The sequence below is a fragment of the Candidatus Bathyarchaeota archaeon genome, from assembly GCA_023131225.1.
In the GTDB taxonomy this organism is placed as follows: domain Archaea; phylum Thermoproteota; class Bathyarchaeia; order Bathyarchaeales; family SOJC01; genus JAGLZW01.
Genome location: JAGLZW010000010.1, coordinates 22,466 through 38,490, shown reverse-complemented (window position 1 = coordinate 38,490; position 16,025 = coordinate 22,466). Strand labels below are relative to the sequence as shown.

The window sequence follows — 16,025 nt, the reverse complement described above, 5'->3', positions numbered from 1 at the left end:
GGAAAGCTGCTACACAGTCTTAGAAACCGTTTTCAGCAGGTCAGAACGCGTTATTATGCCCACCACATCGCCTTTCCGCATAACTAAGACCCCTGGATAATCTTCTAGCAATGGGCGAATCATGCTTATGCTGGTGTCCTGTGGAAGACACGGTAGCGGCGGGTCCATTATTTTTTTTGCTGTTTCATCAGCTATGTTAATGTGCAGATTTTTTATTATGCTTTCTTCGGTTACCGTGCCAATAATTTTGCCATTTTGCATTATAGGTAGTTGGGAGATTGCTTTTTTCATCATGACTTCGCTTACTTTTAAAATCTTATCGTTTGGTTTGGCGAAAATTAAGTTTCGGGTCATTATGTCTTCACATTTCCTCCCTTCGCCTTCAGTCAGTACTTGAAGAATTTTGTTGACGGTTGATAGTCTGGGGTCTACTTTTCCATTTTCTATTTTTGCGATGTGTGCTTGGGAAATTCCGATTAGCTGCGCTAGTTGTCGTTGAGTAAGTCCTGCGTCGATTCTGAGTTTTTTAAACTGTGAACCTGTTAAGATCATATTTGATAACCGACAGTTATTTTTTATTCGTGGCAGATATCGCAAGATATATATTCTCAAGCATTTTATAAGCCTTGCCAAGGTGAACTCTCGTTGAGGAACATACTCGTTGATCATTCTAAGCATGTACCTATAGAGCAGCAGAAATTTGAAATTGTGGAAAGAAAGGGACTTGGGCATCCAGATTCGATATGTGACGCTATTATGGACAATGTCTCTGTCAGACTATGCAGGGAATATTTAGAAAAAGTCGGCTTTATTCTGCATCATAACGCGGATAAGTCTCTATTAGTGGCAGGCGACGTAGAGCCTAAATTTGGCGGAGGAAAAGTGAAGGAATCCATGCTTCTTATACTAGGCGACAGAGCCACTACCGAAGCGAACGGCGTTACAATACCAGTCAAAGAATTGGCTCTTCAAGCAGCAAAAGAATGGATAAAAAACAACCTACGCTTCGTTGATCCAGAAAAACATGTTCGATATCAAGTTGAGTTGAAACCAGGTTCTCCTGAACTCGTCGACATTTTCAAGCGAAAAGGCAAAGTGCTCGGAGCAAATGACACTTCGGCCGCTGTGGGATACGCGCCCATGACCCAACTTGAAAGAATTGTCCTGAAAACAGAGCGGTATATCAACTCTCCATTGTTTAAAAAGAAGTTTCCCGAAGCTGGAGAAGACGTGAAGGTTATGGGGTTAAGAAAGAACAACGCGCTTGATTTGACGATTTCAATAGCTTTTGTTGATCAATATGTGAAAAATGAGAGAGACTACTTTAGAAAGAAAAGCGAGATTCTTGAAGATGTTCAAATGTTCGTGAAAACGAACGTGACATTCGACGAAGTTGACGTTAACTTAAACACGTTGGATGTCGAAGGCAGAGGCGTTGGAGGCGTCTACTTGACGGTGCTTGGCACGAGCGCGGAGAGCGCCGACTCAGGCGAGGTAGGAAGAGGAAACCGCGTTAATGGAGTAATACCCTTAAACCGCCCAACATGCTCCGAAGCCGCTGCAGGCAAAAATCCTGTTAGCCACGTTGGAAAAATATACAATCTCTTGACGCATCGCATTGCCAACAGCGTACATGAACAGGTGCCCGGGCTAGAAGAGGTTTACATATGGTTACTTAGCCAAATTGGCAAGCCTATCGACCAACCAGCAATTGCTGCCGCGCAGGTTGTTCTACAATCTGGTAATTCCTTGGAAAGCCTTCAGAAAAGCATAGAGGAAGTTGTAAACGCAGAGTTAGCAAACATTGACAAGTTCACCATAGACCTAGCTTATGGAAGAATCCCAATCTGCTGAATTATGGTAAGTATTCTTCTCCGTAGCTTGAACAGATCATTACTACATCGTAAATGTCTATGAAGCCGTAGGGTTCAGCTATGTCACAGTGTGGGTTCCAGTGCGGGTCTGAAGGAGTGGAGCTATAGGCGTTACAGGCTAAAACGACATCGTAAATGTCAACTTTCAAATTGTGGTTGATGTCTGCTGGGTTCCAGTAAAGATTCATTAGTGGATAATTATCGGTATTATTTTCATCAATAGCATAAGGTGAATCACCTATTCCATCACCGTCAGAGTCCAACCCAACATAATTACTCCAATAGTTTCCTTCATAACCATTATCAAAGGTATTATTCACTGAGTTGTAAATGATATTGACCTGAATTGAGTTGCTGATGAGGTTATTTCGGAAAAAACTGTTACAGTTGGAGTTTGACTCCAAACTGAATCCTATACCCAGTAATAGCGTATTATTCAATAGTGTGTTTCCTAAAATGCTGTTGTAGCTCGATTCATATAGGGCTATGCCTAACATCCCCTTCGACGCTGTGTTGGCTTCGACTATGTTGCCACTGCAATAACTTAGCCAAATTCCAACCAAGTTGTCTGTAACCATGCAATTGTGTATTGTGTTGTCGTCCGACTTGACCATGTAGATGCCAATTGAGTTGTCGAAGGCTTGCACGTTTGCTACTGTGGAGTTGGTTGTAGAGACAAATAGCAAGCCTTGGCCATTGTTTGAGAGGTTCAAGTCTTTCACTATAATCTGAGTAGAGTTCAAGATGGCTACATATCCCGCGTCACTTGGGATCGATTTATTGTGTTGGTTCACCCAGTAGTAAACAGGCTTTCCGTCTACAGTGTTTGAATCATCTATATCATTCATGTAATCTGAAAGTGTTCCTCCATGAAAATCTATGTCAAGATTGCGGGTGTTACCAATCATATGATTATCTCTGAGAATGTTTTCATTTGATCCCTCCAGACTTATGCCCCTTGCAGAATTTGCAACTATATTTCCGACAATCGTGTTTTGCTTAGAAAGAAGTCTAATTCCGTAGTAATTGTCCCAAATTATGTTTGAGCTGATGTTATTGTGCAAGCTGTATAAGACAATCCCGCTGTCGCCATGCAACGGTTTTGAGCCGCTGTTTTGAATGGTAAACCCGTTGATACTCACATTGTTGGCGAATATCTTGATTACGGACTTGATACCGCTTCCGTCAATAATCGTAGTGTTGGAGTTCTCTCCATGAATAGTCATTGATTTTGGTACGATAATATGTTCATAGTAAGTTCCTGGTTCAACTTGAATCGTGGATCCATTGTCAACTTTGTTTATGGCATTCTGTATTCTTGGAAAATCATTGGGTACTTCAAAGGTTTTTGAGATTCTGACTATAAGGTTTTCAGACAACACGTTGTTTTGCGTTGCTGTTTCTCCGTTCACTGGGATTACTTGTATTGTGACGTTGTAAGTTCCTTCAGCTATTGGACTCCATAGGTGACTAGTCATGATTGATGCACCACCTGTCAAATTGTTAACGAGTTTAGAAGCTTCAACAGTTCCGTTAACCAACAACTGCACTGTCAAGTTGTCTTCGTTAGCAGTTCCGAAGTTCAGCAGAGTGCTGTTGAAAATAGCGGTATCAAATGGCTTCAAGACGTAAGGAGCCTTCCAGTGCAGCAAGACAACGTCGTGTACAGGCGGGTCCTGTTCAACAGCTCTTCTTGCGTTGATCAAGCCATATCCGTAATATTCATCAAATGTGGGGTCGCCCAAGTCATCAGCTGTGTAACGTAGCTGAGCTCGCACTTGGTCTCTGGTCATGTTAGGGAATTGGCTCCAGATTAATGCTACGACACCTGTCACGTGAGGAGCTGACATGGATGTCCCACTCAAGCTTTTGTATTCATCACCTAGCCAGGTTGAGTATATGTTGACACCTGGCGCCGCAACTTCAACCCAATCTCCATGATTAGTGAATTCAGCTGGATCATCACTTTCACTAGTGGCCGTAACGGCTATCACTTCCTTATATGATGCTGGCCAATGATACCATTCCGAAGCGTCATTTCCCGCCGACCCAATTATCAACACACCCTGCTCATCAGCATATTTTATGGCCGCATGAATTATCGTGCTTTCCACGAGACTTCCGAGACTCATGCTCAAAATGTCCGCTCCTTGATCCACCGCGTGAACTATCGCATTCGCAACATCATCTGCTGATCCCTCACCCCTCTGGTTAAGCACTTTTTCAGCCATTAATCGTACTTGAGCCAGGCCAGCTATCCCAAAGCTGTTGTTTAGCATTGCCGCAATGATGCCAGCACAGTGGGTTCCATGCCCATAGTCATCCCAAGGGTTGGTATCATTGTTTACCCAATCGAATCCCAATGGAACAATATTCGCATCTAGATCCTCATGATTCAAATCAATCCCGGAATCAATAACGGCAACGATAATGGAAGAATCTCCCACCGTTGTATTCCAAGCAAAGTCTGCCTCTATTGCAGGTGGCCCCCATTGCATCTGCCAGCCCGGATCGTTTGGTATAAAGTCAGCTTTTAATCTCACATTAGGCTCTACATATCTTGACAGCCCTGCAGCATGAGCCTTCATTACGAAAGTAGACATTTCCAACTGAGGAATATCGGCAACAACAGCACTAATACGGCCACGCATAGAAACTCTGTTAACGAGTTCACCACCACTACTTCTAATTAGCTCGATGAGCTCCGAGTAACTGTCTGAGCTAATTCCATCGACCCCGATAATAAGCTCTCCAGAATCATGGTTGACAGACATAATATCTTCCCATTTCGCCCCTAACACACGCATAGTATTGAGGTTCCAATTGTCAATCTGCGAAAAAAGCAGCTGAGAAATATTCATCAATTCCGTATGTGTGTGTGAATCCGCTACTGTATCGTAGTTTCTAGCCCATCTTATGGTCTCAGTCTTTATCGGTTGGATGTTTACTGCAAATGTGAATACGCTGATTAAAAGCAGTTGTAGCATTATCATAAAGGCTGTTTTTTTCACTACTTTTCCTCCAACAACAATATAGACACTAAGTTTTTATCATTTGTGAAATAGTCTTCTATTTACGAAGAGAAAAATAGGGAAGATATGGGAGACATAACCAAGTCCATGCAGGTCAGCTGTAACCCTCATATTTTATGCCTTACCTTGGCCGTACGCTTTTCGTCGATTAAGTTCTAAGTTGACTGGCTAATGTTTCGTTTTGGAGGAGGTTTAGGGTGACCAGGACATAGAATTTCATGTATTTGCCATTTTGCCTCTTCAACTGTCAAGTCTTTCATGACCTGTTTAACTGTTTCTTTTATCAGTTTTTTCTGCTTATCTGATAAATCGTGCCTGTTGAAGCCTGCTTTCCTGCTGTTGGTTTTGTACCAACCACATTTCCCGCCGCAGACATATTTGTGAACAATCGCTCTAGCTTGGCTCCAGTCTACCCCCTCTTTTTCAGATACACCATTAATTATCATGTCCACTTTTATTCTCCATTGATCCTTCATAACTTATCCCGATCCTTACAGTTTATCACTCCTCTTGTTTCACCTTAAAAATAATAGAGTCAGAAAAAAATTATACCAAATAGGTAGCATGCGCTGCTTCCATCCTATAAGTAACAGTATAGCCTAGAATCCACAAAAAGATGGAAGTTGCGGGAGATGTCTCCACTTCTTATGGAAGAATCCCTATTTGTTGAGTTTTGGATAAATCTGCTTAGTGGCGATACTAAATTCGTTTGCGAAATAGCTTAAGGTCATCGATGTCCGTGACGTATTCGAAGCCAGCAGCTAATAAGGCTCTGGCTTCCTTCACTGTTTTAGCTAATCTCTCTGACTCTTATTCATCCAGCAGCGGATTCTTCAGTTCAGAAGGGAAAAGAGCTTGCACCTGCTCCGTCGTGTCCAACTTGTTCAGCTCTCCGGCTCTGGAGCAGAATTATCCTTCTTGTTTTCTGGCTTCACGTCGTCTCTGTCGCTCATTGTCCGTTGAATTCCTCCAGCAGCAACTCTGCAAAGAAATCGTCAACCGGCAACGAAGGCTCCCTTACTTCTTGTTTTCTATTGCCAATAAAAGATTTGTTGGAAGGTCGGGTTCGGAATAGGAAAAAAGAGGGGGGTCGTTTTAGGGTTCTGAGATTTTCCAAGTGCGCACACTATTTCTCTATTTCCCTGCGTAAGTCTTCTAGGTAAACGAAGTTGTTAGGGAAAAGGTGGACGATTTTTCGTAACACAAGAAGACTTTGATGCTACGACAAAATGGACAAGAAAACAAAAAGAGAGGAGGGTGTTGGCTAAGGCGACTTTGTCATCTTTTCTCTACTCGTTTCAATGTTTTCCCATACCACATCCATGTTCTGATTCTTCAGAGGAAATCCATCAGTTTTTTACTGACACGTTACAGCTAAAAAATTTATCTTCTATTCAGAATCTAACAAAAAAAGAGGGTGTTGATTAGAGCCGGAAAGCTCTAGTTTTTGCACGCCTGCGGGCTGCCATAAACGATAATAGTCGTAGACGCACGCACATCAAGCCTCATGTATTGATTCGTTGTTGAAAAAACGTGAACTGTTTCTTTTCCGAGTCTGAATATAAGAGTTTAAGAATATTTAGTATCTTTTCACAAGATTTTTAGACTCATTATCATGTTCTTAGCTTTGAAGAAAAAACCAAAAATCTCTGAGTGAACTAGAATGCGCAGACATTACAGAACCATCAAACTGCCCAAAGAAATGATAGAAGCCATAGAACAATTAATGAAAGAACATCCCGAATACGGATATGTCAGCATCGCAGACTTTGTCAAAGACTCCATCAGACAACATTACTGTTGGTATATTCACGGTATCAAATCTGAAAAGAAAAGAAGTTCTGAACCCTGTTTGAGTCATAGGTGAATCCCAAGACTTTTCTGAAAAGGACTAGTACATCGTTTCACAATGGTGTTTTAATGAAAACAAAGAAAGTAATGATTCTTATTTCTCTTGTTGAAGAAAGTCGCGAAAAAACAAACGAAGAGATAGAAGGTGAGATTCTCCAAGAACTTTCGGCAGACTTAATTCCATGGTGCAAAGAAATAGAAAGTGTCAAAGTCGTAGAGGAGTAATTCTTCAATAAATTGCTTTAGATAACACGGTTTTATGCATACATAGTCTATCTTGATTATTGCGTTTTTTCCATTTTCTGATTTTTAGGGAATGACAGGATTTCGATGGCTTTTTTGACAGTTTTTTCCATAGTTTTCCAATCTATGTAACGATGCGCGCAAAAAAGCACCGAAAGAGCTACAATCAAGATCACAGACAGTAAGAGGAGACTTTAATTGACACAGAAGAACGAGGGGGCGAAATCCCCAAAAACGGTCAAACTCAAATGTGGATGCGAATATGAAGACCATGGTTGGATGCTCATAAGATTGAGAGAATGCCTAAGGCATAAGAAACAACGAACAACACCAAAACCAAAAAGGCTGAAAGCAGAATGCGTCAGAGCTGGCGGAAGATACGACTAACGCATACAGTATTTGGGCACATGTGCAGCTATGTTGCGTGTCTATTGTCATCAAGTATTAGGTGGTTGCGATATATACCTGTGCAGTATGTATATATTGCTAAAGAACAGATAATCTATGTTGTGGATGGTAGTAGATAATGGAGCAACGCAAAATTATGTCCTTGGGAAGATCATCTCTTGTAGTTTCTCTGCCAAAACATTGGGTGAAATTGAATGAACTGAACAAGGGTGATGTCGTCTCTATGGCTGTTCAACGCGACCGTTCTCTAGTCCTTTTCGCTGGCGCTGAGAAGAAGAAAGAGTCTAAAAGGATAACTCTCTCCGTTGATCCAAAAGAGAAGGAGGTCATGGTTGTTCGCAGTATTATCGCTTGCTATCTTAATGGCTATTCCTCCATTAAACTCGTTTCAAAAAAGATATTTTCTGTCGCGCAACAAAGGGCAATCCGCCGCATAGTTAGGGTGCTTTATATGCGCATTATGGAGTCTGAGGCTAAGAGCATGTATATCCAAACATTAATAGACGAGTCGAAAGCCTCAGTCATGTCTGGCATCCGTAGGATGCACTTAATCGCCAAATCTATGTACCGAGACGCTTTAGAATCATTAAAGAATCGAGACGCAAAGTTGGCGAGAGCTGTTTACACTCTGGACGATGATGTCGATCACTTTTCTTTCTTTCTTCTCCGCCTCCTTCGCAGCGCCGCTCTTGACCCAACCCTGGCAAATAAACTTGAACTCGAGCCAATTGATTGCCTGGATTATCAAACCCTTGTGCATAGAATTGAACACGTCGCAGACCATGCTACCAACATCGCAAAGAACATAATAATGCTAAATGGAAGACGTCAAAGAATAACCGATTCTTTGCTTAAACTCATACTGACCTCTGGAAACGCCGCCCTTGACTCATATAATAGTGCAGTTAATTCGTTCTTTTCCAAGAATGTAGAGAGCTCCGACCAAATAATCGAAGAGCAGAAGAGGATTGAAAAAATAGACCTTGACATTGCGCGCGCGCGCCTAACTGAAAAGAATGCTTCGATAATTTGCGCAACATGTTCCATACGGGACAGCATAAAGCGAATTTCCGAATATGCTGCAGATATCGCTGAAATTACGATTAACCGCTCTTTTAAAGCGCCTTATTAGGCTCAATCCAGAGAATGCGTGCGCCTGAGTGTCTAGTTATTCTTTTTGCATATGTGAATAGTTTAGGGTTACTGCAAGCTTGCTGACAGATATTTTCTTTCGAAGCAGTTTTCGCGCGAGTCGCAGAGAATAACTATAGTTGTGGACTTCCTTCCCGTTTCTTCGTACACCTCTTAGAATCTCCTTCTCTAATTGGTACTTCAACTTGCCAATAGTGAGGGCGCCAATTCCGAAAATTCCGGGTGCTATTTCTCTCATATTATCTTCTAGCTTTATTCCTTCTATCCCTAAGGGCGGAACAGCGTTTATGTCTGCCATCACTTTTAACAGCTTAAGACCTTTCAATAGTTCGCTCTTAATAACTCGAGCTCCTTCTGTGGAAGCACAGAATATCACATCAGCCTTGCGTAGAACCTTGGACTTTTTCATTGCTGTAGGAGCAAAAACTCCCTCTACATTCGCTCCGTACTTGCTGCCGAGCAGTCTTGCGAGGTCTTCAACATATTCGTCTCCGTCTGTACGTTTTGGGTTAAGACTTATTATCATCACATCGCAGCCGATTCGCGTTAAAAGGACTGCAATGATTTTTCCTACTGGACCTGTTCCAAAAACAGCACAGGTCTTATCTCCCAGATTTCCAAGTTTACGAGATGATAATGCATCTTCGACCTTAGCTACCGCTGCCGCGGCAGTAGTATACGCGCCACAAGGATCAATTATAATGCCTGCTTCAAAAGGAGGAAACATTGTATTTTTTACCATCTCTAGGATTTCCTCTGCTTTTTCTGCGTCTCTTCCTCCAATAAAAAAAGTTGTGTGTTTGATTCCTTTTGGGCCTCGGGAAAACATAGCATCTTGAACGATTTTTTTTGCGTCCTCAACTGTAACGTTCTCGTAGGGAACGACTGCTTTGAATCCTGCGTCGTATGCCATGCAAATGTCAAAAGAGCTAGCTCTCTTATCGGTGTCCAAGTAAAACAGAATGTAAGGCGTCTCTTCTGAAGATTTCTTGACAACTGGTTTCGCTAAAATTCGCATTGATTGCAGCAAATCTGCTATCTCTTCAGAACTGGAAGTGTTAGTATGCGCTAAAACTACCTTCTTTGAAAGCTTGAGGGCCTCAACGTCGACATCTAAGGATTCAAGAAGTTTCTTGATTCTGACAACATGCTCTGGACTGCCTATGTGAATGCAGGTAATCTCTTCTTTGTCAATTTCTCTTGCATAATCCATAATGCTCATAACTATCCAGTTTTCTCGTATTGGGAAACTTGCTTCACGCTGTTTTTCTTCGAGTTCCAGTTGCAGACATTGACCGTAGGCTACCAAGTATTCTCTGTCAACGCTCTCACCTGCTTTTTTGGATAGTTTAGACAGTGCTTCAAGCACTTGATCTCGGGCTTGAACCTTTTCCTCGATGTTCGCTGATAGGTATCCACGAGCATTTTCATCTATGTCAACTGAAAAGAAGGAGATGTCTTTCTCCTGGAACAGTTGTGCTAAGACATTGTTTTCGTGGAACTCCTTTGAAGACCGCATCCCTAGCTCTTCGGTTGCCAAGTCAGGATTAACTTTCTTGGTTAGTTTTTTTAAGAATTCGCAGAAGGCTATTGATGGTCTGAATAGGTGAGTGAGGGTTTTGGAGGGTGTCCCGTTGGAGGGCGGTTCGATGAGCCAGAAGGGCTCGTTATACTCTTTTTCAATTAAATATACGGTCAGTTTTTTGTTTTCTAAAGGTGTGATTTCAAGAGATTTCAACTTGTTTCGCCTAACTTTAGACCCTGCCGAGTGAATATATACTTAGTCGTAGTGTTTTATATGTTAGTAAATACGGTATATACTCACATCTGACTAGAAATCGTGACTAATTCTGCGCGTGCAACAGATCTGGGGAGATGTCCAACCTCTAATTTAGTCGTGCGCGGGTCTGGTAACATGCCATCAAAGCGGTGTCTCAATAGAAGAGTCTATAAGATTAAGTGCGGTATGACATGAATCGTTTGCTGAAGTTGACGGAGTTAGGCTCTACAGAAAGAGGTGTATATGACTTGACCGAAGAACTATCTCAATATTTGGATAAAACTGGGAAGGATCCCGACTTCTACACTTTGAGTTTCCCAACACATTCAGTAGAGATTCAGAACACATTTGCTGAAATGTTTGGAATGTGGGTGGGGCGGATCTTAATTACTGCAGAAAACGAGAAATGGGCGAACACAGCAGCCAAGACGGCAATTGGCTTTGCTTCTTCAATTATTATGTCTCCAGTAGAAGCTGGAATAGAAGGATCTGTACAAAGACAGGACACGCCAGATGGACGTGCAGGTGTATTGATTCAGCTTTATCATAGAACACGGTTTGATTTAAAGGCTCAAATGATCCTTAGAATCGGACAGTGTATAATGACTTGTCCTACAGCTGCGGCTTTTGACGCGTTGCCAGAAGCGAAAAGAAGATTGAAGGTGGGGCGGAGCCTTCGACTTTTCGGAGACGGATTCCAAAAAAAAGACACTTTGGCGAATAGGAAAGTCTGGCGAATTCCAGTTATGGAAGGCGAGTTTATGGTAGAAGACAAGTTTGGAGCTGTAAAAGCGATTGCAGGAGGGAATTTCATAATCATGGCTCAGAGTGGTGCAGCTGGTTTGCAGGCGGCAGAGAAGGCTGCAGAAGCTATCAGCAGCAAAGTCAAAGGCGTGATAATGCCATTTCCAGGGGGCATCTGCAGGTCAGGCTCTAAAGCAGGCTCGATTAAGTACAAGCTTAAAGCGTCTACTAACCATCCCTTCTGTCCAAAACTTAAAGAGCTAGTGGCAGACTCGCAGATACCTAAAGATGTCAAGTGTGTTTACGAAATCGTCATCAATGGTCTTAATCTAGATTGTGTGAAAGAAGCGATGGCTGAAGGGATAAAAGCGGCTGTGAGAGTGCCCGGCGTGGCTAGAATTTCTGCTGGAAATTATGGTGGAAAGCTTGGTCCTTACCACGCTTACCTTAAAGAAGTTCTTGAGTTAGATTAGAGCGAAATATCTAAAGCCTTTTCTGTATGGTGCGTTCGTGAATTTTTATTGCTACAACCAGAAAGATGACTGCAAATGCCACAAGGAGTATAAAGTCCAACTCGAAAGGATAGAAGCTGCGCCCTTGTATAGAGTATCTTGCCAGATCGGTGAAATATGTCAATGGAGAAATTAAGGAAACTGTCCTACCCCATGCGGGCAGATCTTCAATAGGAATGAAGATTCCGCTTATGAAAACTAGTGGGAACTTGACCATGGACGATAGCATCATTACACTAGCTGGACTGTTCGTTGGGGGATAGGCGGATAGTAGTATGCTGAAAGATGCAAAACAGAATGTTGCCAGAACAATTCCAAATCCAAGAATTAATGGACTGACCATCTTGACACCGATGAGCACGCCAAAGATCACAGGAAATATGGAAACGACAGCTCCGAAAAGGAACGAGGAAAGCACATCGCCAAGAAAGATTGTCCAGATGGAAATAGGAGAAGATATGAGCCTCTCTAAGGTTTTTGCTCTTGCCTCCCACGGAACAATGGCGGGCCCAACTGATGTAGCCGTGAAAAAAGCTGTCATTCCAATTAATCCCGGTACGAGAGTTTCAGCAGGCATGTTTCGCCCGATGTAGAATGATAGGAAAAGAAAGAGCGGTGTTATGATTCCAAATATGACCACAGGCCCTTTGGAGTAGTATATGCGAATGTTCTTTTTGGCAATTGCAATGGACCGCTTGAACTGCTCTAAATAAAGATTGCTTTCCATTGAAAAGGTCACCATCTTAACTTTCCTTCACGAGTTTAAGAAAAACGTCTTCTAAGGTTGGTGCGAGAGTGTTGAGGGAAATTATTTTGAGTCTTTTTAAGCGTGCAAAATCAATCAGCTTGTCTAATACATCACTTGTCTCGTCTACATAGAGCCGTATTTTATCTCCCGTCTTTTTTGCTTCACTGACACCGCGAATCTTCGACAACTCCTCAATGCTCACAGCCTTATCAAAGCTAACTTCAATCGACTGCAATCCACTACTTCGCAACCGAAGCTTCTCTGGGTTGTCAATTGCTGCAATTTTGCCATGGTTGATAATTGCTATCCTATCGCAAAGTTGATTGGCCTCTTCCATATTGTGTGTTGTCAAAAATATGGTAATGCCATTTCTATTAAGTTCTCGAATCATGTCTCTCATTAAGCGTTGACTCCCCACATCTAAGCCAGAGGTCGGCTCGTCCAAGAAAAGGATTTTAGGCTCATTAATCAATGCCATACACAGCAGTAGTTTCTGTTTCATTCCCCTAGAAAAACCTCGGACAAGGTGCTTCCTCCGCTCATATAATTTAAATTCCTTCAAAAGTTTGCTGGCCCTTTCCTGTCTTTGCAGCTTAGAAACTCCATACAATTCTCCAACTAGCATGAGGTTGTTCCAGGCTGAAAGGTCCACATAGGCATTTGCCATTTCAGGGACGATTCCCATCAACTGCTTAGTTTTAAGGCCTTCTCTTAGAATGTCATAACTTAATATTGAAGCGGTACCTTCATCTGGCTTGATTACACCAGTGAGCATTCGGATTGTAGTGGTTTTACCTGCAGCATTAGGCCCCAAGAAGCCAAAAAACTCGCCCCTTTTAACCTGAAAACTAATGTTGTCAACAGCCAGCAGCTCACCGAAGCATTTTGTCAGATTTGAAACCTCTACAGCGTTCTCACTGGTCGTGACCCGACACCTCTGGCAAGTCAGTTAAGAGGTTAATCTTGATTTCTTTTGTTTTTAGTCGCCACACCTTTTCGGGAGCGCCTCCTCCAACCTCTCGGTATTCAGCAAATTCAACGATGCCAGCTTCTTCCAACTCAGAGAGATGGTAATAAAGTCCTGACCTTGAAAGTCGTTCTCCAGCTTCCTTTAAACCTTCAAAAATTTCATTTGTGCTGCGAGCTTCATCTCCTAAAAGGCGAATAATAATCCACCGAGTGGGACAGTGAAGAGCTCTGAAGTACTTTTGAAGCCTGTTGAACACCTTAAAGTCGCAACTATTGCATTTACCACTGCACATCAAAGTCACCTGTGGAGATTCGTCTGAGGTATCTGTAATGGTGTTTCTACGTCTCTTCTAAATGCTTCTCAACATGAGACAGTTCGGTATCAGCGTCTTCGAGTTTGCCGTTTGAGATAAGCTTCCGTGCTTCGCTTATATGTTTCAATGCACAGCCTTTAAGGTCATCTTTGAATTCGCATTTTTTCTCTTCCTTACACATACATTCATGCACCTCTTTTGGCAATATTATTAAAAATACTGTGATATTACAGCGTATTTAAGGTTTTCCCTGGCAACAATGCGGCAGTAGGTCTAAAGCGGTTTTATATATTCTCCGCCTTTTCCTTCAGGTGAACCCACCAGAACCCTGTCATATTCCCTTCCAGTTCGATTATCAATAACGTGTTCAAGTTTTCCCTTAACTTCAATTTCCTCACCTTTCTCTGCAAGACTGTCATAAAGCCCCTCATAGGAAACCACTTCTTCAATATCCGCCTCAACATCTTCTTTAACCTCAACCTCTCTAACTCGATAAAAGGCTGGAAGGAATATGCTGTCCTTGCTGTCAACAACAACCGCTTGTATAGTCACTGTTTTAACGGGATGATATGTTTTATCGCCATACTTCTCCGTAAGCTCTTGTTCCGTCTTTACGGGATGTACAGAGAAAAGAGTTCCTTCAAATACACCAATGTTCCATTTTCGCTTGTAGATTCGTTCAGCTTCAGCTAAACTAATTGAGTGATTACGTGTCTTGTTTATATACCAATTCCTAAGTTTTTCTTCTTCAAAACGTCCAACACCGAAGTTCCCAGTTGAGCACACTCCAGTTAAGGCGCCCTTCACTGCGTAGCTACTCTCCACTCCATACATAGTGATGTCCATGTCTGAAAAGACTGGATTGTGAATGCCCAACAGTATCGAGCCTGTGACGCCAAAATCGTCAACTGAAATACCGCTTAGTTCAGATAGCAAAGACACAAAACGAACAACTTTCCTTTGCAAAGAGTCAAGGCGCGACTTTCTGAAAAGCCTTGCTAGCTTCTCTTCAGGTTTGAAGTGTTTCGTTATATATTCTCGTGGAACAGCAGTCATCGTAATGTTATAGACCGAAGAGAAAAACAAGTATTTGGGGTAGGAGACTTTCAAAAAGTCAAAAGTTTCCAGCAAACTTGGAATTGTGTATGCCCGCATTATGCGTTTAAACCGGTCCTTTCCCTTCCGCCATTTACCCTCTAGATCGGGCAAGTATTTCAAATAGCTAATCACGCGGTCAGCGGGATGGTATGGGCCTACAACGCAGAAGAGGAGGTCTTCTTTTGTGCTTATAAAATCGCGGTCTCTGAGGTCCCGTTCTTTTAAAATCACCTTTCTAGCACCATGAAGTCTGATGGTTTGCCTCCCAGAAGAAGCCTAAAAAATGTATCACTATTTTTCTTTTGCACTCTTTCAACTTTCCCTTGAGCAATCACAGTTTCCCCTTCTCCTGCCTGCTCGCAAAATCTTCCTCGAAAAGACGCAACCTCTGACACTACTTCTTCACACGTTCCTTTCAGCAGCTGCACGTGGTCCACCGAATAGCGACAGGGGGTAAATATGGCTTCTGAATCATCTGAAATCGTTGCCTTAATTTTCGCGTAGCCGACTCTTTTGTAAACAACATCACCGTAGCGTTCTTCTATTTCGTTCCAATCCTTTACACATCGTATGTAAAAGTCGTGTTGCAGAAACTTGCCCTGCAAAACCTTTCTGCACTCTATCGTGACAAAATCGTCAAAGGACATTTCTGTGTCCTTTGAACGGAAACCATAGAGGTTTCTTAGCTCTTCTTGTGTATACGCTTTCACTAGGCTTTTCTTTTCTTTCATCATTGATTGTAGTGCTTCATACACTTTAAAGCAGCTTCTCTTTCCATAGACTATTAGGTCGATATCTGATTTGAGAGTATGCAACTGAACTAGAAGAGAGCCGGAAATGCCCAATTTATTCCTACGAATATCTGAGTGGTTCTGCAAAAGCTCAGCAAAACACAAAGCATCAGCTTCTAATTCATCCAACTCGCCACAATCACGAAATTCCCGTAGGCGATCAACTGGATTATAATAACATCTTATGTCTTCTTTTGGGATTTCACTAAGGCGTTCACCAAAAACAAGGTCAGAGACTAAATATTGAGGAAACCGTTCTTTGAGAAGCTCGTAGCGTTCGGAAAGAGCATAAACTTTTCTGTAAATTCTATCTCCTCGTTTGCGGTTTCCATGAGGGTCTGGAATGAAACGGGGAAAAGCAATAATTCTGTCGGGAGGATGAATTATCCCCTTAACATCAAAGACAATTCCGTCTGGCGTTTCAAGCAAGTCACCTTCTCGGGCTTTCATTTCTACTCTCCGTTAGAAAATAACTGAAAACAATTAAAGCTATATTTGATTCCCTTTGG

General features: G+C 42.2%; 16 protein-coding genes. 6 read left to right on the top strand and 10 right to left on the bottom strand.

Annotation, left to right across the window (positions count from 1 at the left end; genetic code table 11):
* Window positions 1-9: 9 nt before the first annotated feature.
* Entirely contained in the window at window positions 10-552 is a 543-nt protein-coding gene (locus KAU88_03240) for a CBS domain-containing protein (protein ID MCK4477527.1), read from the bottom strand.
* Window positions 553-645: 93 nt separating this feature from the next.
* Here KAU88_03240 and KAU88_03235 point away from each other — a divergent pair, with 93 nt between their 5' ends.
* Window positions 646-1,854: a methionine adenosyltransferase gene (locus KAU88_03235; protein MCK4477526.1), complete on the top strand. Its 1,209-nt coding sequence runs from the start codon at window positions 646-648 to the stop codon at window positions 1,852-1,854.
* A 1-nt stretch (window position 1,855) separates the two neighbouring features.
* On the opposite strand, the gene KAU88_03230 is transcribed toward KAU88_03235, so the two are convergent.
* Together KAU88_03230 and KAU88_03225 are read right to left on the bottom strand one after the other, a co-directional pair.
* Window positions 1,856-4,885 (bottom strand): S8 family serine peptidase, encoded by a 3,030-nt coding sequence (locus KAU88_03230; GenBank protein ID MCK4477525.1) that lies wholly within the window; start codon window positions 4,883-4,885, stop codon window positions 1,856-1,858.
* Between the two features lie 176 nt (window positions 4,886-5,061).
* Window positions 5,062-5,382, bottom strand: a complete 321-nt coding sequence (locus KAU88_03225; protein MCK4477524.1) for a hypothetical protein — start codon at window positions 5,380-5,382, stop codon at window positions 5,062-5,064.
* Between the two features lie 1,187 nt (window positions 5,383-6,569).
* Between KAU88_03225 and KAU88_03220 the strand changes: the two genes are divergently transcribed.
* The 4 genes from KAU88_03220 to KAU88_03205 all read left to right on the top strand — a co-directional run bounded on the left by KAU88_03220 (window position 6,570) and on the right by KAU88_03205 (window position 8,540).
* Window positions 6,570-6,773 carry a hypothetical protein gene (locus KAU88_03220; GenBank protein MCK4477523.1) on the top strand — a complete coding sequence of 68 codons (204 nt, stop codon included), beginning with the start codon at window positions 6,570-6,572 and terminating at the stop codon, window positions 6,771-6,773.
* A 53-nt stretch (window positions 6,774-6,826) separates the two neighbouring features.
* On the top strand, window positions 6,827-6,982 hold the full coding sequence (locus tag KAU88_03215; GenBank protein MCK4477522.1) for a hypothetical protein: 156 nt from the start codon (window positions 6,827-6,829) through the stop codon (window positions 6,980-6,982).
* Window positions 6,983-7,198: 216 nt separating this feature from the next.
* Window positions 7,199-7,387, top strand: a complete 189-nt coding sequence (locus tag KAU88_03210) for a hypothetical protein (GenBank protein ID MCK4477521.1) — start codon at window positions 7,199-7,201, stop codon at window positions 7,385-7,387.
* Between the two features lie 139 nt (window positions 7,388-7,526).
* Window positions 7,527-8,540, top strand: a complete 1,014-nt coding sequence (locus tag KAU88_03205; GenBank protein ID MCK4477520.1) for a phosphate uptake regulator PhoU — start codon at window positions 7,527-7,529, stop codon at window positions 8,538-8,540.
* Window positions 8,541-8,576: 36 nt separating this feature from the next.
* Here KAU88_03205 and KAU88_03200 read toward each other — a convergent pair whose 3' ends face one another.
* A complete protein-coding gene (locus KAU88_03200) occupies window positions 8,577-10,298 on the bottom strand; it encodes a hypothetical protein (GenBank protein MCK4477519.1) in 1,722 nt (573 codons plus the stop codon).
* 233 nt (window positions 10,299-10,531) lie between these two features.
* Between KAU88_03200 and fhcD the strand changes: the two genes are divergently transcribed.
* On the top strand, window positions 10,532-11,557 hold the full coding sequence (gene fhcD / locus KAU88_03195; GenBank protein ID MCK4477518.1) for a formylmethanofuran--tetrahydromethanopterin N-formyltransferase: 1,026 nt from the start codon (window positions 10,532-10,534) through the stop codon (window positions 11,555-11,557).
* A 10-nt stretch (window positions 11,558-11,567) separates the two neighbouring features.
* Here fhcD and KAU88_03190 read toward each other — a convergent pair whose 3' ends face one another.
* The 6 genes from KAU88_03190 to KAU88_03165 all read right to left on the bottom strand — a co-directional run bounded on the left by KAU88_03190 (window position 11,568) and on the right by KAU88_03165 (window position 15,966).
* Window positions 11,568-12,323, bottom strand: coding sequence for an ABC transporter permease (locus tag KAU88_03190; GenBank protein ID MCK4477517.1), 756 nt, complete (start codon window positions 12,321-12,323; stop codon window positions 11,568-11,570).
* Between the two features lie 16 nt (window positions 12,324-12,339).
* Window positions 12,340-13,293 (bottom strand): ATP-binding cassette domain-containing protein, encoded by a 954-nt coding sequence (locus KAU88_03185; GenBank protein ID MCK4477516.1) that lies wholly within the window; start codon window positions 13,291-13,293, stop codon window positions 12,340-12,342.
* A complete protein-coding gene (locus KAU88_03180; protein MCK4477515.1) occupies window positions 13,259-13,606 on the bottom strand; it encodes a winged helix-turn-helix transcriptional regulator in 348 nt (115 codons plus the stop codon). The genes KAU88_03185 and KAU88_03180 overlap by 35 nt, the downstream gene beginning before the upstream one ends.
* A 46-nt stretch (window positions 13,607-13,652) precedes the next feature.
* Complete coding sequence (locus tag KAU88_03175) at window positions 13,653-13,808, bottom strand: hypothetical protein (protein MCK4477514.1); 156 nt, start codon at window positions 13,806-13,808, stop codon at window positions 13,653-13,655.
* Window positions 13,809-13,900: 92 nt separating this feature from the next.
* Window positions 13,901-14,956 (bottom strand): hypothetical protein, encoded by a 1,056-nt coding sequence (locus KAU88_03170; GenBank protein MCK4477513.1) that lies wholly within the window; start codon window positions 14,954-14,956, stop codon window positions 13,901-13,903.
* Complete coding sequence (locus tag KAU88_03165) at window positions 14,953-15,966, bottom strand: hypothetical protein (GenBank protein MCK4477512.1); 1,014 nt, start codon at window positions 15,964-15,966, stop codon at window positions 14,953-14,955. Before KAU88_03165 ends, KAU88_03170 begins: the two co-directional genes overlap by 4 nt.
* Between the last annotated feature and the right edge of the window lie 59 nt (window positions 15,967-16,025).

Bases quoted from the DNA above. Each gene is read 5' to 3' on its own strand.
- KAU88_03165 (MCK4477512.1), bottom strand. From the start codon at position 15,966: ATGAAAGCCCGAGAAGGTGACTTGCTTGAAACGCCAGACGGAATTGTC.
- KAU88_03175 (MCK4477514.1), bottom strand. From the start codon at position 13,808: ATGTGTAAGGAAGAGAAAAAATGCGAATTCAAAGATGACCTTAAAGGC.
- KAU88_03215 (MCK4477522.1), top strand. From the start codon at position 6,827: ATGAAAACAAAGAAAGTAATGATTCTTATTTCTCTTGTTGAAGAAAGT.
- KAU88_03225 (MCK4477524.1), bottom strand. From the start codon at position 5,382: ATGAAGGATCAATGGAGAATAAAAGTGGACATGATAATTAATGGTGTA.
- KAU88_03220 (MCK4477523.1), top strand. From the start codon at position 6,570: ATGCGCAGACATTACAGAACCATCAAACTGCCCAAAGAAATGATAGAA.
- KAU88_03205 (MCK4477520.1), top strand. From the start codon at position 7,527: ATGGAGCAACGCAAAATTATGTCCTTGGGAAGATCATCTCTTGTAGTT.
- KAU88_03180 (MCK4477515.1), bottom strand. From the start codon at position 13,606: ATGTGCAGTGGTAAATGCAATAGTTGCGACTTTAAGGTGTTCAACAGG.
- KAU88_03240 (MCK4477527.1), bottom strand. From the start codon at position 552: ATGATCTTAACAGGTTCACAGTTTAAAAAACTCAGAATCGACGCAGGA.
- fhcD (MCK4477518.1), top strand. From the start codon at position 10,532: ATGAATCGTTTGCTGAAGTTGACGGAGTTAGGCTCTACAGAAAGAGGT.
- KAU88_03190 (MCK4477517.1), bottom strand. From the start codon at position 12,323: ATGGAAAGCAATCTTTATTTAGAGCAGTTCAAGCGGTCCATTGCAATT.